We start from the raw sequence: 24,672 nt of genomic DNA, 5'->3' as shown, positions 1-24,672 counted from the left end.
TGCTAGACAGTAGGGCTTAGGGAACAAAGAAATCCCTGAGCTTATGGATAAATGATTATGATAGTTGTTGCGGCTCTTTATAAATTTGCAGATCTTCCTGACTTTGTTTACTTGCGCACAAGACTGATGGAGCTTTGTGAATCGCACCAGATAAAAGGATCGCTTTTACTGGCTCGCGAAGGAATAAATGGAACCGTGGCGGGAAGCCGTAATGCCATCGATGCACTTAAGAGTTTTATCGATGATGATAAAAGATTTTTAGGTATTGAATATAAAGAATCATTTGCAAGCTCAAATCCGTTTCCCCGTATGAAAGTAAAACTCAAAAAAGAAATTGTTACTTTAGGAAGAGTAGAGGCCAATCCCAATGAAATCGTTGGCACCTATGTCGATCCCAAACAATGGAATAAAATTATCTCTCAGGATGATGTGGTAGTCATAGATACCCGTAACAACTATGAAGTTGAGCTTGGAAGCTTCAAAAACGCACTCAACCCCAAAACCGAGACTTTTCGTGAATTTCCAGACTTTGTCACAAAAAATCTGGATCCCAAAAAACATAAAAAAATTGCTATGATGTGCACCGGCGGGATCCGCTGTGAAAAGGCTAGCTCGTTGATGAAAAAAATGGGTTTTGAAGAGGTTTATCACTTAAAGGGTGGCATCTTAAAATATCTTGAAGAAACCCCAAAAAGTGAAAGCCTTTGGCTGGGTGAGTGCTTTGTTTTTGATAATCGAGTCACTGTTGATCACGACATGAAACCAGGAAATTATTTTTTGTGTCATGGCTGCAGAAATCCCATCACCAAAAAGGATATGGAATCAGAGCTCTATGTAAAAGGTGTTTCATGCCCCAAATGCCACAACAAAAGAAGTGCTCAACAGATTGCCAGCTCTAAAGCTCGACAAAGACAGATTGAGCTTGCTCGGGCCCAGGGAAAATGTCACATGGTAGGCGTAAACTAGAGCACGTTCAACTTCAAATATTTTTTAATAAGCGCTGAGCGATAATATCCGGCATATTCGCAGGTAGGACAACTTGAAAATCGCTTTAGCTTTTAACGACTGCTAGTATTCGTTTTTTGACAGAAAATTGAGCTGGCAGTTGAGCAAATAACTCCCCATCTGTTTCTATGTAAACAGGTGTGTTTCCCAAAGAACGTACATAGCATGAACTTACTTTACTAACATTGACATTATCAAGCTCAAGATGAGTTCCCTGATAAACACGGTAGCCATTCATAAGAAAAAACCCAACACTCAAGTCCTTGATGGCAATCACATCAAACAGACCATCGTCCAACTTTGCCATGGGGGCTATTTTCATGCCGCTGCCATAAAATTTTCCATTAGCAAAACTGACTAAACTACAGTTGGGAATCATGTTCTCTACCCCATGCTCATCGCTTATAACAATAGTTTGTGGCTCAAGCGCCTTAATAGCTTTTACGGTAGACATAAAATATGCAGCTGTGGGGCCAAATTTCCTTGTGGTAGTTCGCATGAAACCAGCCACAAGTCCCGACAGACCAATGCTTGATACATTGATAAAATAGCGACTTATGTTTTTGCTGTTAGCATCTTTTGCTTCTATAAAGCCCACATCGCACAAACTTTCTTGTCCGTTAATAGCAAAGTCTACCGCCTCACTTAAGTTTTCTTTTTGTGGAAGATTGCGCACAAAGTCAGATCCAGATCCGCTCGGTATAATAGCTAATGATGCATTTTTATTGATAAGTTCGCCATTTTGATCAAAGAAACCATTCACAACTTCATTAAGAGTTCCATCGCCCCCCACTACTACAATACGCTCACTGCCGTTTTTTAATGCTTCTTTGGTGAGCGAAATGGCATGCAGCGGATGATAGGTTTCAAAGATTTCAGCATCGCTTCGCTGTTCTTTGACTTCTTTAAGAATTGCCTTAATTTTTTTCTTTGTCTTTCCAAAGGCGGAGGCAGGATTAATAATAAAAGCTAGCGATTTTTTCATTGTCACTCCATTTTACAATAAATATTAAGCACTCAAAGGCCTGACACTATTTCAGCCTAAGGGCCGATTGTGTAGGGCTTGACTTGAATAATTGCACTGCTAGTCTCCCAACCTATGAAGTGCTTACTTTTCAGAAATATTAAACCAGCTCATCCCATGATGATGCGCCCTGCGCGCATATTATCCTAAAAATTTTCTTATTATACTGTGATCTTTTGTCGTGTCCCTACACGCTTATCTGTATATTTTTATCATGGGGAATATTTTTATGAATCAAACTGAGCCTGATAAACCAAAACTCGGCGGACTTTCTCTGCTCCCGCTTTTCACATTTTTGCTTATTTATATGAGCGCGGGTATTTGGTTTAGTTATCATGGTCACCAAATGGCGTTCTACCAATTTCCAGCACCCAGCTGTGCTTTTTTTGGCTTCTTCGTTGCGCTCATCATTGGCTACAAAAATCTTCACTACCACATCAATAACTTTATCGATGGCATTGGCAACAACACTGTAATTTTAATGTGCTTGATTTTTTTATTGGCGGGAGCTTTTTCCTCGCTCACCCAAGCAACAGGATCGGTAGATTCAACTGTAAACTTAGGTCTTTATCTTTTGCCCGATAATCTTTTGCTCCCTGGTCTCTTTCTTATTTCATGCTTTATTTCTTTTTCCATGGGAACTTCCATGGGAACCATCTCTACCATAATTCCCATAGCCCTAGGCTTATCCCAAAGCCTCAATCTTCATCTGCCCTTGGTTGCGGCAACCGTTATCGGCGGAGCCATGTTTGGCGATAATCTTTCCGTAATCTCTGATACAACCATCGCAGCCACTGGCACACAGGGCTGTCAAATGAAAGAAAAAATGGCGGTCAACGTCAGGATTGCCTTTCCCGCAGCGGTTTTGGTTTTTGCGTTGCTCTTTTTTGCTGGAGGCGGTGAAAGTCAGGCCCATGTCGGCGATTTTTCTTTAATAAAAATTTTGCCCTATGCTTTAGTGCTGGCCCTCGCTGTTTTTGGCGTGCACGTGGTCATCATTTTAAGTGCAGGAATAGTAGCTGCTATATTCATTGGTTTAGTCTGTGAAAATTTTCAAATCATTGAGGTCGGCAAAATTATCTATGATGGTTTTATTTCAATGACCGACGTCTTCTTAGTGACATTTTTGATAGCAGGTCTCGCAGCTATTGCTTCAAAAGAGGGTGGAATCGAATTTCTCTTAAAAAAACTTTCACCCTTAGCCATTGGCAAGAAAAGTGCTCAAGCGGTAATCGCCGTGTGCGTTGCTATCACGGATATTTGCATCGCCAACAACACAGTGGCAATTTTATTTAGTGGGCCTATCGCCAAAAAATTGGCAGACAAGTTTGCTATCCAACCAGGAAAAACAGCCAGTATTTTGGATGTTTTCAGCTGCGTGTTGCAAGGTGTGATTCCTCATGGTGCGCAAATATTATTAGCAGGAGGGCTTTGCCAAATATCTGGCTTTGATATTTTGCCCTACTCTTACTATCCAGCTTTGCTGGCTTTATTCGCCATAGTGGATATTATTTTTATGAGCAATAAAAAATATGCAGACTAAACTTATTGTTTTACAGCAAGGGCCTCATCATGTTGCGGTTTTCAAGCCGCACAATATTGCTGTGGTAGGAGGCCCTGGCGTTGTACGCCCCACTCTGCTCGATCTTGTACGCGATCGTTTTGGAAAAAGCATTTATGCTGTTCATAGACTCGATCGAGTGACCTCAGGTATCACACTTTTTGCGCGCTCTATTTTTGCTAAACATGCCCTCGAAAATGCTTTTAAAAAAAGGTTGGTCCATAAAACTTATTGGGCAATTGTTGAGGGAAAACCAGAGTTTAAAAAAATTACAGTTGATAAAAAACTCAAACGATTTGATGCCAAAGGAAAAAAAACTCGACCAATGGCTTTTCAAACTATCAGCGATGAGGGTGAAAGCGCCCTCACCCATTTCAATGTTCTTAAACAAATCAATGAAAAATTTTGCTTGATCGAGGCTCAACCAATCACTGGTCGCACGCATCAGATACGTGTTCATCTGCAATACTTGGGCCACCCTATTGTGGGTGATAAACTCTACGGTGCAACTTCTCTATGCGCCCCTCACACCATAGCCTTGTGCGCGGTGGGTTTGGATTTTCCCCTTCCCAAAGGAAAAAAAGAATCCATCGATGCTCGTAAGCTCTTTGAAATCAAAAACTATATTGAATATTAGTGTTTTTCAATTTGAATATTTGTTGCACGGCTTTTTTTACAGATATTTTGATAAACGCTCAATCACATGAGCTTGGTGCACTTGATCACCGATATAATCGAGATTATCGTTTTTGATGGTGATAACTTCACAAAAATTAATCCGCTTTACCCAATCATCGTAGCGCCGCTGTAAAAGTCTTAAGTGGGCATCTGGTACTGATTTTTCTTCTTTGCGCCCTCGTTTCGCGATGCGCTCCTTTAATGTGCTTATGTCGCATTTCAAATAAACCAATACATCAGGCGGACGAAGACTTGTGCACATGGCATCAAATAAACTCCAATAAAGTTCAAACTCACTCTTGGTCATCTTTTGCGCTTTATACAAACCACGAGCAAAAATTTCTGCATCTTCGTAGATGGATCGATCCACCACAATCAAACCGGATTTTTTTTCTACCTGCTGATGAATACGAAATTTATGGGTCAAAAAATAAATTTGAGAATGAAAGGACCAGCGTTTCATGTCCCTAAAAAAACGAGCAAAATACGGATTGGTATCAACCGGCTCATAAAAAGGCTCACCTCCAAACTGAGCCGTTAAAAATTGCACGAGAGTGCTTTTGCCTACTCCCATATTGCCGGCAACCGCAATATATTTTCTCTCTTTGCTCACGTAGTAATCCTCTCATATTTTCACAAGAGATTACTCTATGTCCTCGAGGATAAAAGCGGCCTTTGATCATAAAAATTACGATTGGGAAAATAATTATCTCGCAGGTAGTGAACAAATCTTAGAGTGCGAAGGGCATCAAAATAATCGTGAAAAGACTTTAAGCGGTCATGCTCATTTTTGCGTTGTTTGAGATTTTTTTTGATTTTTGAAGCGCCAACATGCTCAAAAGCAAGTTCGATCTCTTTAGAAAAAACTTTGTTCAGCTCTAAATCTCCATCTAACAATGCTCGCTCCACTTCTTTTAAAAATTGACCAAGCAACTCAAACACTCTCTCATCATAAAAAAGTGGAGCACTTTTTGGATCGCTTTTAAGAATTTTAGCCATTGCAGGACCGGTGCCAAAAGCCACCCTATCTGATACGCGAGCAGATAAAATGATAGGATCGCCATTCAAATTACGAACATGTCCTGTTTTTTTTAATTTATTCAAAATATAAAAATCTTCTCCAGCTGCTATTGGCGGAAAACCGCGAACCATGGCGTAGTGCTCAGCGCTGATAGCAATGGTGCTCCCAATGCTGTGAAATGCGTAGGGAGATTTGGCCAAACTAAGACCTGCCACATATGCGTCTAGTCGCTGCTCATAGAGTTCAATGGCAAGCGCATGCTGTTGACACTCAGGTCTGTGATGAAAAAAATTATAGACATAGGCAGAGTTTTCCTTACAAAAACTTTTTTTGGCTCGCTCAAAGTAATCTCTTGGGAGAAGTGCATCCGCATCGCTACAAAAAATTATGGGAGTGGCAATAATTTTTTCCTCTATGAGCCTCAATGCAAAATCTGCACCGATCTTTCGTGCCAAACCAACCCCTTTTGAACGAGCAAGCTCATAGGGCCCTAAGATAACAACCTCGAATGTCGAAGTTTTTTCAAGCTCTTGGCAGCTTTTTAAGGCAGACAAACAATTTTGATTAATAACGCGCTCATCTTCACTGCAATCATCAGGCTGATTGAACACCACAACAAGCAAAATTGAACCTCTAATACACTGTTTTATATGAATTAAATTTTTTATAAATTCATCAGATTCTTTAAAAGCAGGAATAACCAAAACAAAATCTTTTTTTGCAATATTTTTTTGTATTGAAAAAATTCTTATATCTGCATATATATTAAGATATTTTTTCATTTTTAATCTATGCCTCTTTTAACAATGCTATGCTATAAAATGTAAATTGTTTTTTGATTTGCAAATACTGGTGAAACATGGGAACTGTTCTTAAAAATAGCTTTACTTTTTTTTTGTTTGCTTTTTTAATTTTCTCTTGTAGCCACCAGATAAGCGATTCTACTATTCTCAAAAAAGAACACCCACAAAAGCATCAAGACAACATTCCCCAGCCTGATCACCATGAAGGTCCAGCCCCCAATCGCTACGAAGAACGCCAAGGGGAACAATTAATTTTACGCAGAGCATTGTCATCGCTCCCAGCTTTCTATGGCGATGGGCAAGTTCGTTTTACAGATACCATTAATGGTTCAGTATTTTTATTCTCTGATTCACTGATCATGACCAATGCTCATGTCGTTACCAGCGATCACGACCTCACCGTTAAAAAAAACAATTTTGAATACATTGTTTTCCCCTATATAGTTTTTTATAAAAAAAATATGTTTGATAGCGTCAAGGCGTACGAGGAGAAACGTTATCAAAGAATGTTGAGCGATCAACAAGAAGCCATTAGAATCTTAAGCAAACGTATCGTTGACCTAGAAAAAAAACCAAAAAAATCTGCTTTTGTAAACGCCACATTAAAATCCTACCAAAGCGATCTGGAGGCCTTAACTCTGCACCCTCCAATCCCTGTTCAAGACAAAGAATTTCTAGCCCTGGAAGACAGCATTGATGGCTCGCTCATTCACGGGCAAATATCTCCAGATATAGCATTTATTGTTTTAAAAAAACCTCTTCGCCAAATGCTAAAAAAACAATCAGTAAAAGAAAAAATCACCAACGATATTTTTGCAGCTCACACTCTCTATAATAAAAGCGTCCACGGCAGGCTCTTTAATGGAACCCCTCTCTATATTGCTGGTTATGGTAGAGAAGGATTTGCTGGTAACTCTGTAGATAAAAATAAAAGCATCAAGGTGTTAAACTCTCTGCAATCACTTAATTCATATGCGCTTGACAATATTTATTATTACTACAAAAATTTTTCCGCTTTTTTTCCTTATTTTGAAAAAGATTTTTATTATTATGAACAACATATCAACCCTGGGGACAGCGGGGCAAAAATCTGGACTTATCTCGATAAAAACAACAAGCCTTCTCTCAACCCCTCACCTCTTTCAAATAAAAGGATTTCTGTTGGCATAAACAATGCTGACGGTGGCGGCGAAGCTCTTTCAGAGCGCAACCTTCAACCATTGCTCACCAAGCTTCAGGCCGAACACCCAAACATATACCGTACAGAAATAGCTCCTCTTAAATTATCCACTTGGCCTTCAACAAAGCATGCTCAAACAGGACTCTATCTTTTAAATCTGAGCGACGGCACTGGTGATGATTTATATTTGAGTCTTTATCAACACTTTTTGTGGAGCTATTTAAATGAGCAGCTTTTCGAAGGAAATCAGGAAAAAGCTTTTCTATGGTACAACCTGCTACGCATTATTCAAAAAGTTTCGCCGCTCTTGGATAAAATGAAACCTAAACAAGCTTTTGAAGCATACGGAAAATTCTTTGCTGAAAAACTGCAAAAGGCTTACACGCAGGGTTTAGGTGACCGCTCCCCTTCAGATCTAAGCAAAGATCAGATCATAGCTTTATTGTTGAAATATGGCGATCTGAATAAAGAACAAGAAGTTCTGCTCAAAAAAATGGCTTCTGGGCAAGTGTTTGATCAATTTAAAAATGGTTTTAGCGTCACACTAAAAAATCTACCAAGACCAATTCCGCTAGAAAATTATCTTGCATCTTTTTCGCAGTGGGTAGAGCGCAACGCTTTTAAAAGCCAGCACTATATAAAGTACTTTTTCAAAGACATAGTGGATGACAACAGAAAATTTAAAACGCTCACCGAAATCATTGAGCTTGATGATTAGCAGCATTAATGAACCGCTGCTCGCAAAGGCAGAGATTCCACAATGACAGCCTCTTGATCAAGCAAATAGTCATAGCGCTCTTCTACTACGTCAGCGGGAAAATATTTTTTGGCAAACCTCAAAAATAATCCTGCATGACGGGCTTCGGCGCGCCAGAATTCCATATAAAATTCTTTGAGACGAGGATCGCTTAAGCCTTGGGCTACCAATTGAAACCTCTCAGTACCGCGACACTCAATAATGCTTGCAATCAGCAGACGATCCAAAAAATACTCATCAGAAGATTTTCTTATAAAACGGCGCAAACGATTGACATAGTCATCTTTTTCATCTGCACCCAGAAAAAGATCTCTTTCAACAATTAAGGCAAACACCTGTTTAAAATGATCAAGCTCTTCAATGGCAAGGTCAATCATGGCTGAAACAAGATCTTTTTTATCGGGATAGTGGGCCACCAATGACATGGCCAGCGCAGAGGCCTTACGCTCACACAAGGCATGATCGACTAAAAAGCGATCAAAATCACCTAATACCGTTTCAAGCCATTCAGGGCTTGTCTTTGAGCGCAGGCGCATAGTTTTTACCAGCTTGACTTGGTTACACCAGGCAACAAACCAGCCAATGCCATATTTCTGAAAGAAATACGGTTGAGTTCAAACTTACGGTATACTGAACGAGAGGTTCCAGTGGCCGCACAACGACGACTATAGCGTGATGGCGAAGAATCTCTAGGCAAAGCGTTGAGCTTCAAACTTGCCTCCATGCGTTCTTCATCGCTCAAACTAGGATCTACTTGCTTAGATCTCAGCTCATCCCGACGTGTTTGAAATCTGTCAATCAATTTTTTTCTTTTTATTTCTCTCGCCAAATGCCTTTTACTCATAACTCACACTCCTAATTGCATAGTTATTTATCGGATACGGCTTAAAACCGATATATCTTAATAAAGCTCAGGGCTGATATAGCCTAGTTTTTCCTACTTGCAAAGCTTTTGATTGATAAATTCTGAGCGCGCCTACCTCAGACTCTCTATTACATTTTGGGTGAATTCTTTTGTCCCCAGTTCACCCCCCAAATCCTTGGTTTTTAAGTGTTTTTGCTTTAAAACACCCAAAAGAGCGCTCTCTATTTTTAAAGCGGCTTCCTGCTCGCCAAGATATCTGAGCATCATTACTGCGCTTTGGATCATAGCACAGGGGTTGGCGATATTTTTACCAGCAATATCTGGTGCTGAACCATGAACAGCTTCAAATACCGCACATTCATCTCCGATGTTGGCTCCAGGTACCAAACCAAGCCCCCCAATCAAACCCGCGCAAAGATCAGAAACAATATCGCCAAACATATTTTCTAAAAGCAACACATCAAATTTTTCTGGTTCAATTACAAGCCGCATACAAAGGGCATCAATAATTGCTTGCTCATAAATTACGTGAGGGTTTTCCTGGGCTACTCGCTCAGCGCATTGCAAAAATAATCCATCGCTTTGTTTAAGAATATTTGCCTTATGAACGCAGGTGATTTTTGATCTACCATAAGTTTTGGAAAACTTAAAAGCGCTTTGAGCAATTCGCATGCTGGCTTTTTTTGTTGTCGTGCGCAGGGAAATAATGCACCCTGGCTGTATTTCTAACTCTTGACCAACATAAAGTCCTTCTGTGTTTTCTCGCACCACCACAATATCGACATCTCTAAAACGAGAGGCCACCCCCTCTATAGATTTTACAGGCCGTATACATGCGTAAAGATCGAGTTCTTTTCTCAAAGCCACATTGGCACTTCTGTGCCCTCCTCCAAGCGGAGTGGTTGTTGGCCCTTTGAGAGCTACCTTGTTTTTTATGATCGAATCAAAGCTTTCTTTTGGGGTGGCGTTTCCCTTTTTTTCTAAGGCGCACACACCAAGATCTTGAATATCCCAGTCGACTTTTACTCCAACAGCTTCAATAATATCCACCGCTGCTCCAACGACTTCAGGACCAATTCCATCTCCACGAATAAGTGTTATTGAGTGGCTCATGTTTTCTCTCGTGCTTTTTTATCAGGTGATTACCCAAAAATGATGAAGAAAAAATATAGATAAGAAAAGAGGATCTCGTTTAACCGAGAAACAGGTGTAATTATGGGTTACATACTTGCAATTGATCAAGGAACAACCACAACAACCGCTTTACTTATAAATAAAAAAGGAAAAATTGTTGGCTCTGGCTCTAAAAATTATCCACAACACTACCCGCAAGCAGGGTACGTAGAACACCATTCAGCAGATATAAAACAGTCGGTGAAACAAAGTGTCTCTCAAGCTATTGAAAGCAGCGGCATTAATCCTCACCAAATTGTTGCTCTTGGTATCACCAACCAACGGGAAACTACATGCATTTTTGATAATAATAGCGATGGAGTTTATCCTTTTATCGTTTGGCAATGCAAAAGAAGTCTTCCTATTTGTCAAAGACTAAAACAGCAGAAGCTTGATGAGCGTATTCACCAAAAAACAGGACTTCGCGTTGACCCATATTTTTCAGCCAGCAAACTTACATGGCTTATTGAAAATATCGATGGGCTCAAAGAAAAACTGACAAATAAGTCCTTAAAATTTGGCACAATCGATTCCTTTTTAGCTCACTGGTTTTCAGGAGGAGAACTTCATATTAGCGATGTTAGCAACGCATCAAGAACCATGCTTATGGATATTCGTTCTTGTCAGTGGAACGATGAGTGTGTTGAAATTTTTGATGTTCCCAAAAATTGCCTTCCTCGCATTGTGCCAAGTGCTGGAATTTATGGAAAAACAAAAGGTTTATCCTTTTTACCTGACGGCATTCCCATCGCTGCCTTAGCAGGTGATCAACAAGCATCACTCTTTGGTCAAACGTGTTTTGAAAAAGGTGACACCAAGGCAACTTTCGGAACCGGTTGTTTTATTCTCATGAACACAGGAAATGAAATTATTTTTTCTAAACATGGATTGATAACGACAATTGCCTATCAAATCGGTGATAATCCAACCTATTGTTTAGAAGGATCTGCATTTATTGCCGGTGCAGCGATCCAATTCTTGAAAGATACTTTTTCGCTTATAAAAAATGAGGAAGAAATTGAGTCGCTAGCGGAAACCGTCTTAGATAGTGATGGTGTTATTTTTGTTCCAGCCCTTTGTGGACTTGGTGCTCCTTATTGGTTGCCTGATGCTCGCGGAGTTTTGAGTGGACTTTCACGGGGCACAACTAAGGGGCACATCGCCCGAGCAGTACTCGAGGGCATCGCTTTACAAAACACTGAAATCATGTTGGCTATGACTGATGACGCTTTCAGGCCCACTGTTCTCAAAGTTGACGGAGGCGCCTCTCAAAATAATTTATTAATGCAAATCCAAGCTGAATTATTAGGAATTAACTGTATTCGCTCCGAAAGTGCTCAAAAGACCGCTCAAGGCATAGCTTATATGGCTGGCCTCGCAACAGGTTTCTTCGGTAGCTTAGAAGAGCTCAAAACATTCAATATCACCACAAAAGAATTTTCACCTAAAAAAGATGTTGTGTGGGCAAAAGACAAAATTAAAGGTTATAAAAGAGCTCTTATGAAAGTATAAAAAAATTTATGCGGAAAAACTGTTATGCCAGATCAGCTGCTAAAAGTTATTACACTTATAAACGATCTTCCCTCGTATATTCGCGCAGTATTTTTAGCTCTTTCAGTTATGCTTGAATATATTTTTCCTATCTTTCCAGGAGACACGGTTGTTATTGCTTGTGGTTTTTTTGCTCTTTATGGAACTTTTTCTGTGGGTGAAATAATTTTTTCCATATCGCTTGGAACCATCACTGGAATTACGCTGGCGTTTGGTTTTGGAAAACTCATTAGCAAAAATAAATTTCCCAAAAAATATTTGAAATATTTTTCCCAAAGAAAAGTAGAGCAAATTAAATTATGGTACCAAAAATGGGGTTACGGCCTCCTGCTTATCAATCGTTTTTTTCCCGGCATTCGTACTTTATTTTTTGTGACAGCCGGCATGAGCGGATTGTCTTACTTTTGGGTATTGCTTTGCGGTTTTTTTTCGGCGTTTATTTTTAATTCTCTTTTGTTCTTTTTGGGCAACTCTCTCGCCCAAAACCTAGATATCATCACCAGTACTGTTCAAAATTATTTAAATTTTTTCTATTTATTATCCGTTGTTGTTGTTACAATTCTTTTACTAAAATTTTTCAGCAAGAAAACTAAATAGCGAATAATATATTTAAAAATTATTAAGCAGGTGTCTCATGAGAAAACACGCCACGGTATTGGCTCTCTTGTTTTGTCTTATTTCCAATGGCAACATGAGAGAGAGCTCTCCATCATCACTCACTATTGTTGAAGCAACCCAAAAAACTCAGGATGTCGAAACAGCTGGAGATGCTGCCGATGACATCGCCATCTATGTACACCCTAAAAAACCCTCCCAAAGCCTCATTATCGGAACCGATAAACACTATGGTCTCAATATATACAGTCTTTCAGGGGAAAAAAAACAAGGATTTCCTGATGGAGAAATAAATAATGTCGATTTGCGTTATGGGTTTCGATTTAAAGGGAAAACTATAACCCTTATCGGAGCTGGCAACCGAACCACAAACACTATGGATTTTTATTCAATAGATAAAGATTCCGATGCAGTGCAACGTCTTTCAATAAAATCCCTCGACGCTGGTCTTAATATCTACGGTTCTTGTTTCTACCAAAGTCCCATTTCAGATAAATTCTATTTCTTTGTCAATAGCAAAAAAGGCGAAGTAATTCAGTGGGAGATATTTGAAGAAAAGCAAAGTTTGAGTGCGAAAAAGACTAGAAGTTTTAATGTTGGATCACAAACCGAAGGCTGTGTTTCCGATGATGATCTTAAGCGATTTTATGTTGCGGAAGAAAACGTCGGAATATGGAGTTATGGCGCAGAGCCAAGCGAGGGAGAAAAAAGAAAACTTATTGATAAAACAGGAAAAAATGGCCACTTGATGGCTGATGTTGAAGGGCTTGCTCTTTATAAAATCGGAAAAAACGAAGGTTATTTATTGGCTTCCAGTCAAGGGGAAAACGCTTTTAATATCTATAAAAGAAGCGATAATGGCTACTTAGGTAAATTTTTCATAAGCTATCAAGATAAGTTAGTTATGAACTGCGATGGCATCGAAGCCACCGCTCACTACTTAAACTTGAGCTACCCAACAGGAATGATGGTTGTGCAAGATGGCAACCCAAACAATGAGCGACAAAGTTTTAAACTGGTCCCCTGGCACAAAATTGCGCTCGGGTTTTACCCGCCCCTTTTAATGGTGCCTCTCAATTCATAAACTAAAAAGCATGTTTTAGCACATTGCATCTCCGAACGGGTTCTGTCAGTATGAACCAAATTTTATGAAGGAGTTTTGGAGATGCTTCGATTTTTTTTTGCTTCATTCCTGATAACATGCTCTTTCGCCTGCACTAAAAAAAATAATCATACTCAGAGCAGTCAGACTTCGTTCGAGCATAATTATTCGATCGAACACAACATCAAAGAAGACACCTTGCTGGTAACAGTAAAATTAAACAAAGGGTTTCACGCCTATGGCCCCGGTGAGAAAATCGGCAAAGCTGTTGATCTCAGAATAGCATCAGACAACGGTTGGAGCGCTCTTGGTTCACCGGAAATTCCTAAGCCACAAAGCAAAAATCTGAAGGAATTTGGCACTGCCCAAATATTTGAAAATCAATTTGTTGTAAAACAAAAACTTAAACATGGAATCGGAATCGGAAAGGCCCTCTTAAGCTTACAAATTTGTACCAATGAAAGCTGTGATCGCCCAAAAGTTCACGAACTTCTTCTTGAGTAATATTTTTTTAGGGAAACTTATGAATAATCGCATCAAAAAATCTTTTGAATTGCACGCAGACTATAAGCCCTCGGGTGATCAACCAAACGCCATATCTTCTCTCGCCAAAGGAATTAAAGATGGTAAACGGGAGCAGGTTTTATTAGGTGTGACAGGCTCAGGAAAAACCTTTACCATGGCTAACGTTATCCAGAGCGTCAACAAACCAACGCTTGTATTAGCCCACAATAAAACCTTGGTTGGTCAGCTCTATGAAGAACTTCGTGCTTTTTTCCCTAATAATGCCGTTGAATATTTTGTAAGCTATTATGATTATTACCAACCTGAAGCATATGTTCCCTCGACAGACACTTATATTGAAAAAGACAGCCAAATCAACGAAACAATAGATCGAATGCGGCACAGAGCAACCACTTCTCTTTTAACAAGGGATGACGTCATCATTGTTGCTTCAGTAAGCTGCATCTATGGTATCGGAAGCACTGATAGTTACCAAAATATGACCGTATTCATCGAAAAGGATCGCTCTTTCCGCCGAGAATCCCTCATGAGACAACTAATCGAAAGTCAGTATCTAAGAAATGATATTGATTTTTCTCGAGGAACATTTCGGGCAAAAGGTGATATTATCGATATTTTTCCTCCAAGCGAAGAAAACCTTGCGGTGAGAATTAATTTTTTCGGAGATAATGTTGAAAGAATCACAATGGTTGATCCTTTAAAAGGAAAAACTGTTCGAGAGTTATCCTATGTCACTATTTTTCCCGCCAGCCATTACGCAACCACAAAAGAAAAAATGTCTCTCGCTTTAAAATCAATCCGAGACGAATTGCTTAACGAATTAATCTCTTTAAAAAAACAAAACAAACTCCTTGAGGCACAGCGCCTTGAGCAGCGAACATTGTTTGACCTTGAAATGCTTGAAACTGTCGGAGTTTGCAAGGGAATCGAGAACTATTCTCGTCATCTTTCTGGTCGTCTCTGTGGTGAACCTCCCCCCACTTTGATTGATTATTTTCCGAAGGATTTTTTACTTTTTGTCGATGAATCACATCAAACAATTCCTCAAATACGAGGAATGTACCGAGGAGACCGCGCTAGAAAAGAAACTTTAACTTCCCACGGGTTCAGGCTTCCGTCGGCATTAGACAACAGACCTTTGAGATTTGATGAATTCGATTCTATTTTTAATCAAGCGGTATACGTCTCTGCAACCCCAGGCAATTTTGAAATTGAAAGAGCTCAAGGTGAAATAGTTGAACAAATAATACGGCCTACTGGTCTACTAGATCCGCAGGTAAAGATTAGACCCGTGTCCACTCAGATCGACGATGTTGTACACGAAGCAAAAACAAAAGCCCAAAACAACGAAAGAGTGTTAATAACAACGCTAACAAAGCGCATGGCTGAAGATTTGACAGACTATTTAATCGATGTCGGAGTTAAGACTCGTTATTTACATTCAGATATAGATACAATCGAAAGGGCGGAAATAATTCGCGCTCTTCGTCTTGGAGAGTTTGATGTTTTGGTCGGCATCAATCTGTTGCGAGAAGGTTTAGATCTTCCAGAAGTAAGTCTGGTGGCAATTCTCGACGCAGATAAAGAAGGATTTCTTAGATCGGAAACAGGACTAATTCAAACAATCGGTAGAGCAGCGCGAAACATCAACGGTATGGCTATACTTTATGCCGATACAATAACTGACTCTGTACGCTCAGCCGTCTCAGAGACAAACAGAAGAAGAAAGCTTCAAAAACAATACAATGAAAAACACGGTATCACCCCCAAGAGCACCTCAAGAGAAATTTCAAGACTCCATGATGGCTATATAGAGCAGGAACAAAAAACAGCGCCCCCCAAAGAACGGTTATCGGTTCGAGAAATTGAGAAAAAAATTAACAGCTTGAAAGGAAAAATGCGTATTAAGGCGCAAAAAATGGATTTTGAAGGAGCCGCCACTATACGTGACGAGATCAGTGAGTTGCGCAAGCTCTTGTTAAGCGTTGAAACAGGTACGCTTAAGGATTAAGTTCGCATTTTTCTAGGCAATCTGTGAGCTCAACAGCTTGAGCTCGTAGGTTTAATCGGTTATTTATCTTCAACATAAAGAAGCTAATTTTATTGGAGCAGCAATGGATTCAACAAACAAAGTACACAAAGTAGTTATCATTGGCTCTGGGCCCGCAGGCTATACCGCTGCGCTTTATGCCTCGCGAGCGACACTTAAACCCTTACTGTTCAAAGGCTCGGCCCCTAATCTTCCTGGTGGACAACTGATGATGACTTCCGAAGTTGAGAATTTTCCAGGTTTCCCGAAGGGCTTGTTAGGGCCTGAGCTCATGGAAAAATTTGAACAACAAGCTCAACGATTCGGCGCACAATGTATTGAAAAAAATATCATTGAGGTTGATTTTTCAAAACGCCCCTACCGGCTAATCGCCGAAGATGGCGAGGAACTCCTTGCTCACACAGTCATTATTGCTACCGGCGCCAATGCACGCTTACTGGGAATTCCTCTTGAAAAAGAGCTCATCTCGCAAGGAGCAGGGGTCTCCGCGTGTGCGACCTGTGACGGCGCTTTTTATAAAGATGTCGATGTGGCGGTTGTCGGGGGAGGAGATAGCGCAATGGAAGAAGCCTTGTTTCTCACTCGTTATGCTCGCTCTGTTACTCTTATTCATCGGAGCGAAAACTTCCGAGCAAGCAAGATCATGGTAGAAAGATGTCAAAGCAACTCAAAAATAAAATGGGCGCTCAACAAAAATGTTGTCGAACTTGTTACAACGAAAAAAAACCCTCTCGGGAAAGAGGTTTTGTGCTCCCTAAAGGTTCAAGACGCTGTAACCAAAGAAACGACACTTGTTGAAGCTGAAGGGTTATTCGTCGCCATTGGGCACAAACCGAACACAGGCTTATTTAGTAAATACCTCGCGTTAGATGCTAAGGGATACATTATCACACGAGATAAAACATCAAAAACCGAGGTGCCGGGCGTTTTTGCGTGCGGCGATGTCCAAGACAGCGTTTACCGTCAAGCAATAACTGCTGCGGGCTCCGGCTGCATGGCAGCAATAGACGCTGAGCGTTTTTTGGAAACACATGGCCTCTAAACAATAAAAACTGTACATCGGCAGAGTTTGAGCTCCCAACAAACTTTGTCGCCGTCAGCGTTTTTTTCTCAAAAACTCAAATGGTGAACAATCTATTTGTTTTCTCTTATTACTTTGTCTAAATAATCCATATCATCTCTAGAATATGGACTTTCTTCTGTCTTGTTTAAACTGCCTGTATCAATAGGTTCTTCGGAGGGGCCCTCTTCACCTTCAACTGGTTTGTAACTTCTCCTTGCATCCGAATCCTGTCTACCAAGATCATTCGTCACTATGTTGCTCAAGGTGTTACTGATCCGTTCTCTGGCCCAATAAAGCACAACCAACGCGGTCATCATTAAAAAAAGAGACAAAAGCATTCCTCGGGGAGACTTGGTGTTTTTCCTTCTAGGCTTGGTTCTCTTAATTCTTTTCTTTGGCCTTGCGGCAAACATAATACTCCTCGTTATTTTTTACATACGCATAGGCATAATGACACACTGATGACCATCGTCGTTCATGCCGGTAATTAATGTTGGGGATAAAGGATCAGTAAATTTAACCATAACGCTGCTGTCACTAATAGCTGACAAGGCATCAATAATATATTTAGCATTAAAACCGATCTCGATATCTGGGCCGTTATATTCAACAGCAACATCATCTGTTACTTCACCGGCCTCTGGATTTACGCATGAAACAGTAAGCTCTCCGCCTTTTGTTTTCATTTTAATGCTTTGATTTTTTTCGCTTGCAAGAACAGACACTCGCTTTAAGCCAAGCAAAAAATCATTTCTTGAGGCACGCATTATTTTATCGGCAAGTTTTGGGATAACTTGATGATAATCAGGAAACTTGCCATCAATAAGTCGCATAGAAAAATAGGCTTCCCTGAGCATCACTATTGCATGTTGCTCAGAAACTCCCAACTTAAAGCTGGCTTCATTTTCGCAGCTGTAAGCGTCCAATAGTCTCACAAGTTCGGCCAACCCTTTTTTAGGAAGCGTTATTGGCTGAAAATCACTAAAATTACTATCAGCAAAGTTTTCCTTGATTCTGCTTAAGCGGTGCCCGTCTGTCGAAACCATGACAACGCTATTGCTGGAATCTGCTTGCGGCTCAAAATACACCCCGGTCAAATTATACCTACTATCATCTGAGCTGGCCGAAAAAAGCGTTTTATGAACCATCGACAAAAACAGGTCTGAGTTCAACTCCTGAAAAGATAAGCCCTCGCTTTTAGGTAAAACCGGAAACTCAGAAGCAGGCAGCGCCAAGAGCCTAGCAGTGGTTCTCCCGCTTTTAATGCTCAAATGTTGGTTATCTAGAGTTTTTAAAGTAACCTCTGGCCCGGGGAGCATCTTAACTATATCCAACAAAGAACGCGCTGATACGGTACAATCTCCCGTCGATAATACCTCGCACCTTTTGGTGAGCTGCATAGCCACATCAAGATCTGTGGCGCTCAAAAGGAGCTGATTGTTTTCTCTGGTGTTTATCAAAACGTTCGAAAGAATGGGCATCGTATTTTTTCTCTGCACAACCCCTTGTAACATTGTCAGTGCTTTTGATAGGTCACTTACCGCAATTTTAATTTCCATATTCACCTCGAAGGCAGTTCTTTCGCTCTATGCTTATTTTTGAATAGGCATATTGATACATGTTATGCGCTAAGCATCAAGGCGGACCTGTAATCCTTAAAAAATCAATCCTTTGAAGTTTTCCAGAAGGTTAAAGAAATTTTATAAATTTAATTATTGTTCTTATTAATGATGTTGGAAATGTGGAAATTATTTTCTTGATTAGGTTTTTCTTTGTTATCTCTCCCGTAAAACACTGGAAATCCTGTGGGGTATTATGTGGGGATAATGTGAGGTATTTGCAGATGTTGGTTAAGCGCAACAAAAAGAAACATTTCCCACAGGAGACTGTGGGAAGCAGGGGGCGGGAAAGGGGGCGTATATTTAATTTTACCAAAGAGGTGTGGTTAAGCTGTTGAAAAGTCCCCCGCGAAAAACGGGCACAGAACTTGTTTGAACATATTTTCCACAGGCGGTACGGTTAAATAGTTTGCTTTTTTTCACGTGTTTGTATTCATGTTTAGTCAAAACCCCACAGGGCAAGAAGGGGGAAATTGTTTCCTGTGGAAAACAACTGTCTTTACAGAATTTTTATTTTTTTTATTATGAGTTGTCGCCTCAGATTCAGGTTAGAATTTAGAGGTTTTGTTGGGCAGGATACTGTGGAATTTAATATAGAAAAAAAACTTAAATTTTTGTTTATAAGATATAAAAAAAACGCTCAACATGATTTTGTTAAGTTGAGCTTTATTGAGAAAGCAATGGTTAAATATTGTGATTTAGTCGAGGCTTGGAGTAGGACCCATAATATTATATCTTCTAAACTCTCAAGAGCAGGCATAGAAAATGCTGTTGTGGATTCTGTTGTGGGAGGAACTTTCTTAAGGTTTTCTGGTGAAATCTTTGATGCTGGTTCTGGAGGAGGTTTGCCTGGTATTCCGATGGCGCTAGTTAACTCAGATGTGAAATTTAATTTAATAGAAGCTGATCGGAAAAAATGTTCCTTTCTTAGGGTTGCGAAATCGGAACTTAATTTATCTAATGTGAATATAATCAATGAGCGAATAGAGAATTTACACCATCTTCCGTATATTGTTTCAAAAGCAGCATTTTCACCCAACAATATGTTCTATCTCAAAAATTCTCTTAAAGCGTCTGGCACAATGGCTTTATGGGCAACACCAAAAACGGTTGTTGAATATAAAATTCAAGCCGAAAAAATCGGTCTAATGTTTTGCGAAGAATTTCCTTATGAGCTTGGGAACGGAAAAGAGCGCAGCATAGTGATTTTTCAAAGACTTTAGGTTAAGGTTCCACGTGGAACAATCTTAAGGCTGTAAAAGCTCTTTTTTGTATCAAGTCTATTGTTAATATGTCGCGTAATGAAGCGATATTATTTGTTACCCAGGTGTTTGTATGGCTGTTGGTGATCGGGCGCAAAAAACGCAAATTAAGAATTCGCATAAGAGCTATAAAGTGGTTTTGCTTGAAACAGCCACACTTAAACCCTCAAAGGGTCAACCTAGAGAAATCTTTGATGATTTAAAGCTGCAAGAATTAGCGCTTAGTATAAAGCAGTATGGCGTTTTGCAGCCAATATTGGTAAGAAAATCTGGCAGTGGCTTATACGAAATCATTGCAGGTGAACGCAGGTGGCGCGCCTCAAAACTTGCTCTAAAAAAGAAAATTCCTTGTATAGTTAGCAATTTGATCAATGAAGAAGCATATGCTGTGGCGCTTGTAGAAAACATTCAACGAGAAGACTTAAGCCCTATAGAAGAAGCCAACGCCTACAGGCGGCTTGTTGATATGCTTGGGATGAGCCAGGAGCAGATAGCTGAGCGTGTCGGAAAGGATAGGGCTACCATCGCAAACACTTTGAGGCTTTTGCGGCTACCTAAAGAAATACAAAATATGTTGGGCGCCTGTGAGATCTCTATGGGGCACGCAAGAGCGCTTTTATCTTTGGATGACAAAGATTTGATGTTGATGACCGCAAAAAAGATAATAAGGGAAGGTTTAAGCGTGCGGAGAGTGGAGTCCTTAATTAGATCATTAAAAAGTGGGATAAAATTAAGTGAATCACCCAAAAATCTGCTCGGCGCATCGGATGGTATAGATGCTCTCACCAGAGAGATACAAAAAAAATTTGAGTATGAGTTCGGCCTGAGAGTGCTGTTGAAAAAAGAAAGCGGCGGCAATTATGTGTTGGCAATCAATTTTCAGACGGTAAGCGAGCTAAACAATATTTTAGAACGCTTTAAAATAGAAATATAATTTTCCCCACGCAAACAAATTATTCGTGCCGAAAAGCAGGTTAAACAAAGCTTGATCTGTTGGATGTGTTTGATCACACTTTTAGGCCGGTCGGGGCGCTGTACTCTTTACTTGCCATAAAAGACATATTTAAAAGCATTTAGGGTGTTTCACATGATTAGCCAACATGCAGATATTCTGCATGTTTTTTGTTCGTCGCCAACCCCAATAATTATTTTTTGTTCAGATGTTGCAACATAAGCTGTTGAGCTTTATCTGGAGCGATTTTTCCTTTGGCAAGCTTCATTGTTTGTCCCATCAGAAAACCTAAAATTTTGGTTTTACCTGCTCTAAATTTATCGACTTCAACCGGGTTTTCTTTGAGTACCCTTAGAACAAAGCTTTCAATCTCGCGATCATCCAACACCACTTGCCAGTTGTTTTCTTCAACGATCTGGGGGGGAGATTTGCTTGTATCTTGGGCAAGAATTGAAAATACTTTTTTCGCAATGGTGTTAGAAATAATTTTATCGTCGACCATTTTAACAAGCTCACCAATAGATCGAGGAGAAATAGAGGTTTTAAATTCGCTTACCTCACCCTCAACGTCTTGGGTTTCTTTGGTGCTCCTGAGGACCTCGTTTATTATCCAATTGGCAATGCTTTTAGGGTTGTTGTGAAGCGAAATTGCTGATTCAAAAAAATCAGACAATGCTTTTTCGCTTGTTAATATTTCTGCATCATAAAAACTTAGGCCATAATCTTTTTGATATCTCTGCAGTTTTGTGAGAGGGAGCTCTGGAATGTTTTTGGCTATATTTTGAACAGTGTTTTCATCGACAAACAAGGGAGGCAGGTCGGGATCAGGGAAGTAACGGTAGTCATGGGCTTCTTCTTTTGAGCGCATAGAGCGAGACTCTTTTAGTGCTGGATCCCACAACCTGGTCTCTTGGTTTATTTTTCTTCCCGACTCAATTTCGATTATTTGTCGACGTGCTTCGAAAGCAATAGCTTGTCCTAAAAATTTAAATGAGTTTAGGTTTTTAGTTTCTGTTCTTGTTCCAAGTTTGATCTCCCCCTTTTTTCTTACCGAGACGTTGATATCTGCCCTAAGCGATCCTTCCTGCATGTTGCCATCGCATATGTTGAGAAATGTAACCATTTGCCTTAGCGCCTTGAATGCCTCCATGGCATCCTTGGCCGATCGCAGATCTGGCTCACTTACAACCTCTAAAAGAGGGGTTCCTGCGCGGTTGTAATCGACAAAACTTGCATTCATACCCTCAGCGTGAGTATTTTTCCCTGCATCTTCCTCAATATGTATTCTTTGAATCCGTACGCTTTTTGGTTGGCCGTCAACCATAAAATGCAGCACACCATTTTCACAGATTGGTTTATCAAATTGACTGATCTGATACCCTTTAGGTAAATCTGGATAGAAATAATGCTTTCGAGAGAAAACACTTTCTTTTCTGATGCAGCAGGACAGAGCGGCGCCCAGCTTTACTGCATCATTTACGGCAGATTTGTTGATAACGGGGAGAACTCCCGGCAATCCTGCGTCGACAATATCAAGCAAAGAGTTGGGTGATGCACCAAACACGTTGGCACCCTTAGAAAACAATTTTGATTTTGTATTAAGCTGCACATGGCACTCAAATCCAATAACAATTTCATAAGCTTCAAAAGGAAAATTCACAAAGCCTCCTTAGGCTGCTTTTTTGGGCGAGCTCGCTCTAAAAAAGCGATAATTCTTTTCTGGTGTTGCGCGGGCCCATGTGCTCAAAAGATCTGTTTCGAGTTCAGCAAATGAGACAACACTGGAAGAGTTGCGTGCAATGATCACGACAGATTGTTTTAGAAATAATTCTTGATGATGACGAAATATGTGACGAATGCGACGTTTAATTTTGTTGCGAACGTGAGAGGGGCCAACTTTTTTGGGAACAGTGATTCCTAGTTTTCCTTGTTTGGATGAAAAAAGCGGAAGAAAAACGATAACCGTAAAGCGTCCAAAAATTCTGTTTCCCCTGTTTTGGATACGCAAAAAGTCACGCCGTTTACGAATGCGTTTTTCTTTAGCAAGCGTTAACGACGTATCCATTTTGGTGCTACCCAGTATGCGATGAACAGCTTATTTTTGATAAGCGATAGGAGCAAGAACTTTGCGTCCTTTAGCTCTTCTGCGATTAATTACTTTACGACCATCTTTTGTGGCCATGCGACTCAAAAATCCGTGCACACGGAGTCGTTTTAATTTTCCAGGTTGAAAAGTGCGTTTCATAGTTTATTTACTCCCCAAATACTGTTAGAAGGCTTATGTCTTACATCAAAACTGTCAAGAGAGCAGCAGATGTGATGTTTGAACAGTTAAGAAAAATACATTAATATGAAATAGTATCATTTTAACAAAACAGATAACATTTGAATATTAGATAATATTAAAAACGAAAAGGTTGGTATTTATGGTATTCACTACTGCCGATCGGTTGCGGCCACAGTTTCATACCCGTAAAAAAAAAGGTTTGCGCTTAGGGGTGTATCTTCTTTTTCTGTGTTCTGCGGGAATGGTCGGGCTCGCGTTTTGGCAGGTGAAAAAAACAGTCGACACTCCGGTAAGCTCTTTTATTGGGGACGCAGAATCTGGTTATGAAGGGGAAAATTTTGGAATTTTTGAAGAGCCACATTTCATAAGTTCTAAAATCTATGACGAAGTGAGAGCGGGAGAAAGTCTCTATGGCTCCTTGAGAAGGTTGAGGGTTCCCTCAAAAGAAGCGGAGATTTTTGTTAACTCGCTTTCAAAAAAAATTAATCTGCGCCAACTTCCTGTTGGGACCGTTATCGTAATAGAAAGTGCCCCAGAAAAGGTTTTCTTGGATCATTTTAGGATTAGTGATTCCGATCAACTTTTTGTGCGGGGGCTCGAGCTGTACGCACGTCATGAAAGCGGAGTAGCTTTTAGTGTTAAAGCGAGTTTAAAAGAAGGAGAATCGGTTGAGCTCGCCAAACAGGAACCAGAAATGTTTAAAGAGCATGGGCTGTTTAGTGGGGTCATTGAAAACAGCGTCTATGGCTCAATTCTTAACAATAATGGCGATGCTCTGTTGGTAAATAATTTTTCTGACATTTTTGCTTGGCAGATAGATTTCTCCAGGGAAGCCCGCGCGGGAGATAGTTATCAAATGGTGGTAGAAAAGCATGTGTCGGGCGGACGCTTCGTTGGGTTTGGCAGGATACTTGCCGCTGAGTATATCAGCAAAAAACAAGCACTACGAGCTTTCTATTTTGAATCATCGGATGGCAGGGTGTCTGGTTTTTTTGATGACAATGGACGTTCTTTGCGCAATGCTTTTTTGAAGGCCCCATTAAAACTGGCAAGCATCTCATCGAAATTTGGTATGAGGTTTCACCCCGTGCAAAAAAGAATGAAACCACACAATGGGGTTGATTATCCGGCCAACAGAGGAACTCCTTTCATGGCAGTTGCAGGAGGAACAGTGATCAATGCGGGGTATTCACGTTTTAATGGGAACTGGGTAAGAATTCGTCACAAAAATGGTTATCAAACAGAGTACCTGCATGCGACAAAGCTTGCCAAAGGGGTCCATGTGGGGGCCCACATAAAACAAGGACAAGTGATCGGTTATGTAGGAAAAACAGGTCTCGCGCTAGGATATCATTTGCATTTTGGTATGAAAAAAAATGATAGCTATGTTGATCCTACCAAGCAAGTTTTCGCAAGAAGTGCAGGAATTCCCTCACCTTATCTAAAAGAATTTAAAAACAATATTGCACCAATGGTTATCGCTCTTAACAGAAAACCAAAGGGTGCAGATTTAGCCCGGTTGGAAAACAAAAGTACCCATGAAAACGATAACCCTATGTGATCTCAACACTCTGATTTG

At 40.2% G+C, this 24,672-nt stretch carries 25 protein-coding genes (1 of these 25 cut by a window edge); 14 read left to right on the top strand and 11 right to left on the bottom strand.

Annotated features, from left to right (window positions below; genetic code table 11):
* Nucleotides 1–51 precede the first annotated feature (51 nt).
* A complete protein-coding gene (locus H6731_06035) occupies nt 52–966 on the top strand; it encodes a rhodanese-related sulfurtransferase (protein ID USN49836.1) in 915 nt (304 codons plus the stop codon).
* 85 nt (nt 967–1,051) lie between these two features.
* On the opposite strand, the gene H6731_06030 is transcribed toward H6731_06035, so the two are convergent.
* Nucleotides 1,052–1,990 carry a YegS/Rv2252/BmrU family lipid kinase gene (locus H6731_06030; protein USN49835.1) on the bottom strand — a complete coding sequence of 313 codons (939 nt, stop codon included), beginning with the start codon at nt 1,988–1,990 and terminating at the stop codon, nt 1,052–1,054.
* A gap of 268 nt (nt 1,991–2,258) precedes the next feature.
* Here H6731_06030 and H6731_06025 point away from each other — a divergent pair, with 268 nt between their 5' ends.
* Both H6731_06025 and H6731_06020 read left to right on the top strand, forming a co-directional pair.
* Nucleotides 2,259–3,572, top strand: a complete 1,314-nt coding sequence (locus H6731_06025) for a Na+/H+ antiporter NhaC family protein (protein USN49834.1) — start codon at nt 2,259–2,261, stop codon at nt 3,570–3,572.
* Complete coding sequence (locus H6731_06020) at nt 3,562–4,227, top strand: RluA family pseudouridine synthase (GenBank protein USN49833.1); 666 nt, start codon at nt 3,562–3,564, stop codon at nt 4,225–4,227. Before H6731_06025 ends, H6731_06020 begins: the two co-directional genes overlap by 11 nt.
* Before the next feature lie 36 nt (nt 4,228–4,263).
* On the opposite strand, the gene H6731_06015 is transcribed toward H6731_06020, so the two are convergent.
* On the bottom strand, nt 4,264–4,881 hold the full coding sequence (locus H6731_06015) for a deoxynucleoside kinase (protein ID USN49832.1): 618 nt from the start codon (nt 4,879–4,881) through the stop codon (nt 4,264–4,266).
* Nucleotides 4,882–4,916: 35 nt separating this feature from the next.
* On the bottom strand, nt 4,917–6,071 hold the full coding sequence (locus H6731_06010) for a hypothetical protein (GenBank protein USN49831.1): 1,155 nt from the start codon (nt 6,069–6,071) through the stop codon (nt 4,917–4,919).
* Between the two features lie 77 nt (nt 6,072–6,148).
* On the opposite strand from H6731_06010, the gene H6731_06005 reads away from it, so the two are divergent.
* A complete protein-coding gene (locus H6731_06005; GenBank protein USN49830.1) occupies nt 6,149–7,990 on the top strand; it encodes a hypothetical protein in 1,842 nt (613 codons plus the stop codon).
* Between the two features lie 5 nt (nt 7,991–7,995).
* Here H6731_06005 and H6731_06000 read toward each other — a convergent pair whose 3' ends face one another.
* From H6731_06000 to H6731_05990, 3 genes are all read right to left on the bottom strand, one after another.
* Entirely contained in the window at nt 7,996–8,565 is a 570-nt protein-coding gene (locus H6731_06000) for a tRNA-(ms[2]io[6]A)-hydroxylase (GenBank protein ID USN49829.1), read from the bottom strand.
* A 5-nt stretch (nt 8,566–8,570) separates the two neighbouring features.
* Nucleotides 8,571–8,873: a 30S ribosomal protein S14 gene (gene rpsN, locus H6731_05995; protein ID USN49828.1), complete on the bottom strand. Its 303-nt coding sequence runs from the start codon at nt 8,871–8,873 to the stop codon at nt 8,571–8,573.
* Between the two features lie 132 nt (nt 8,874–9,005).
* Nucleotides 9,006–10,007 (bottom strand): isocitrate/isopropylmalate dehydrogenase family protein, encoded by a 1,002-nt coding sequence (locus tag H6731_05990; GenBank protein USN49827.1) that lies wholly within the window; start codon nt 10,005–10,007, stop codon nt 9,006–9,008.
* Nucleotides 10,008–10,109: 102 nt separating this feature from the next.
* Between H6731_05990 and H6731_05985 the strand changes: the two genes are divergently transcribed.
* The 6 genes from H6731_05985 (at nt 10,110) to trxB (ending at nt 16,952) form a co-directional block, all read left to right on the top strand.
* A complete protein-coding gene (locus H6731_05985) occupies nt 10,110–11,579 on the top strand; it encodes a glycerol kinase (protein ID USN49826.1) in 1,470 nt (489 codons plus the stop codon).
* Between the two features lie 24 nt (nt 11,580–11,603).
* Complete coding sequence (locus tag H6731_05980; GenBank protein ID USN49825.1) at nt 11,604–12,215, top strand: DedA family protein; 612 nt, start codon at nt 11,604–11,606, stop codon at nt 12,213–12,215.
* 37 nt (nt 12,216–12,252) lie between these two features.
* Nucleotides 12,253–13,317 (top strand): phytase, encoded by a 1,065-nt coding sequence (locus tag H6731_05975; protein ID USN49824.1) that lies wholly within the window; start codon nt 12,253–12,255, stop codon nt 13,315–13,317.
* Nucleotides 13,318–13,398: 81 nt separating this feature from the next.
* On the top strand, nt 13,399–13,839 hold the full coding sequence (locus tag H6731_05970; protein ID USN49823.1) for a hypothetical protein: 441 nt from the start codon (nt 13,399–13,401) through the stop codon (nt 13,837–13,839).
* A 31-nt stretch (nt 13,840–13,870) separates the two neighbouring features.
* Entirely contained in the window at nt 13,871–15,871 is a 2,001-nt protein-coding gene (uvrB, locus tag H6731_05965; protein ID USN51948.1) for an excinuclease ABC subunit UvrB, read from the top strand.
* A 103-nt stretch (nt 15,872–15,974) separates the two neighbouring features.
* The gene (gene trxB, locus H6731_05960) at nt 15,975–16,952 is read left to right on the top strand and encodes a thioredoxin-disulfide reductase (GenBank protein ID USN49822.1); all 978 of its coding nucleotides are present in this window, start codon (nt 15,975–15,977) and stop codon (nt 16,950–16,952) included.
* Nucleotides 16,953–17,044: 92 nt separating this feature from the next.
* Here trxB and H6731_05955 read toward each other — a convergent pair whose 3' ends face one another.
* Nucleotides 17,045–17,386: a hypothetical protein gene (locus H6731_05955; GenBank protein ID USN49821.1), complete on the bottom strand. Its 342-nt coding sequence runs from the start codon at nt 17,384–17,386 to the stop codon at nt 17,045–17,047.
* An 18-nt stretch (nt 17,387–17,404) separates the two neighbouring features.
* A complete protein-coding gene (gene dnaN / locus H6731_05950; GenBank protein ID USN49820.1) occupies nt 17,405–18,532 on the bottom strand; it encodes a DNA polymerase III subunit beta in 1,128 nt (375 codons plus the stop codon).
* Nucleotides 18,533–19,173: 641 nt separating this feature from the next.
* On the opposite strand from dnaN, the gene rsmG reads away from it, so the two are divergent.
* Nucleotides 19,174–19,815, top strand: coding sequence for a 16S rRNA (guanine(527)-N(7))-methyltransferase RsmG (gene rsmG, locus H6731_05945; GenBank protein USN49819.1), 642 nt, complete (start codon nt 19,174–19,176; stop codon nt 19,813–19,815).
* 112 nt (nt 19,816–19,927) lie between these two features.
* On the top strand, nt 19,928–20,788 hold the full coding sequence (locus tag H6731_05940; protein USN49818.1) for a ParB/RepB/Spo0J family partition protein: 861 nt from the start codon (nt 19,928–19,930) through the stop codon (nt 20,786–20,788).
* A 211-nt stretch (nt 20,789–20,999) separates the two neighbouring features.
* On the opposite strand, the gene gatB is transcribed toward H6731_05940, so the two are convergent.
* Genes gatB through rpmH form a run of 3 tightly spaced genes read right to left on the bottom strand, consistent with a single transcriptional unit; the run spans nt 21,000 to nt 23,051 of the window.
* Nucleotides 21,000–22,466, bottom strand: coding sequence for an Asp-tRNA(Asn)/Glu-tRNA(Gln) amidotransferase subunit GatB (gene gatB / locus H6731_05935; protein USN49817.1), 1,467 nt, complete (start codon nt 22,464–22,466; stop codon nt 21,000–21,002).
* Between the two features lie 9 nt (nt 22,467–22,475).
* Nucleotides 22,476–22,871, bottom strand: a complete 396-nt coding sequence (gene rnpA, locus H6731_05930; GenBank protein USN49816.1) for a ribonuclease P protein component — start codon at nt 22,869–22,871, stop codon at nt 22,476–22,478.
* Nucleotides 22,872–22,901: 30 nt separating this feature from the next.
* Nucleotides 22,902–23,051 carry a 50S ribosomal protein L34 gene (gene rpmH / locus H6731_05925; protein USN49815.1) on the bottom strand — a complete coding sequence of 50 codons (150 nt, stop codon included), beginning with the start codon at nt 23,049–23,051 and terminating at the stop codon, nt 22,902–22,904.
* A gap of 181 nt (nt 23,052–23,232) precedes the next feature.
* Between rpmH and H6731_05920 the strand changes: the two genes are divergently transcribed.
* Nucleotides 23,233–24,654: a M23 family metallopeptidase gene (locus H6731_05920; protein ID USN49814.1), complete on the top strand. Its 1,422-nt coding sequence runs from the start codon at nt 23,233–23,235 to the stop codon at nt 24,652–24,654.
* Nucleotides 24,632–24,672, top strand: the beginning of a protein-coding gene (locus H6731_05915; GenBank protein USN49813.1) for a hypothetical protein. Its footprint extends 949 nt past the window's final position; the window shows 41 of its 990 coding nt (coding positions 1–41); its start codon is at nt 24,632–24,634; the stop codon falls past the right edge of the window. Before H6731_05920 ends, H6731_05915 begins: the two co-directional genes overlap by 23 nt.

The organism is Myxococcales bacterium, assembly GCA_023898405.1.
In the GTDB taxonomy this organism is placed as follows: Bacteria; Myxococcota; UBA727; order UBA727; family JABDBI01.
This window is presented reverse-complemented; position numbering and strand designations above follow the sequence as displayed.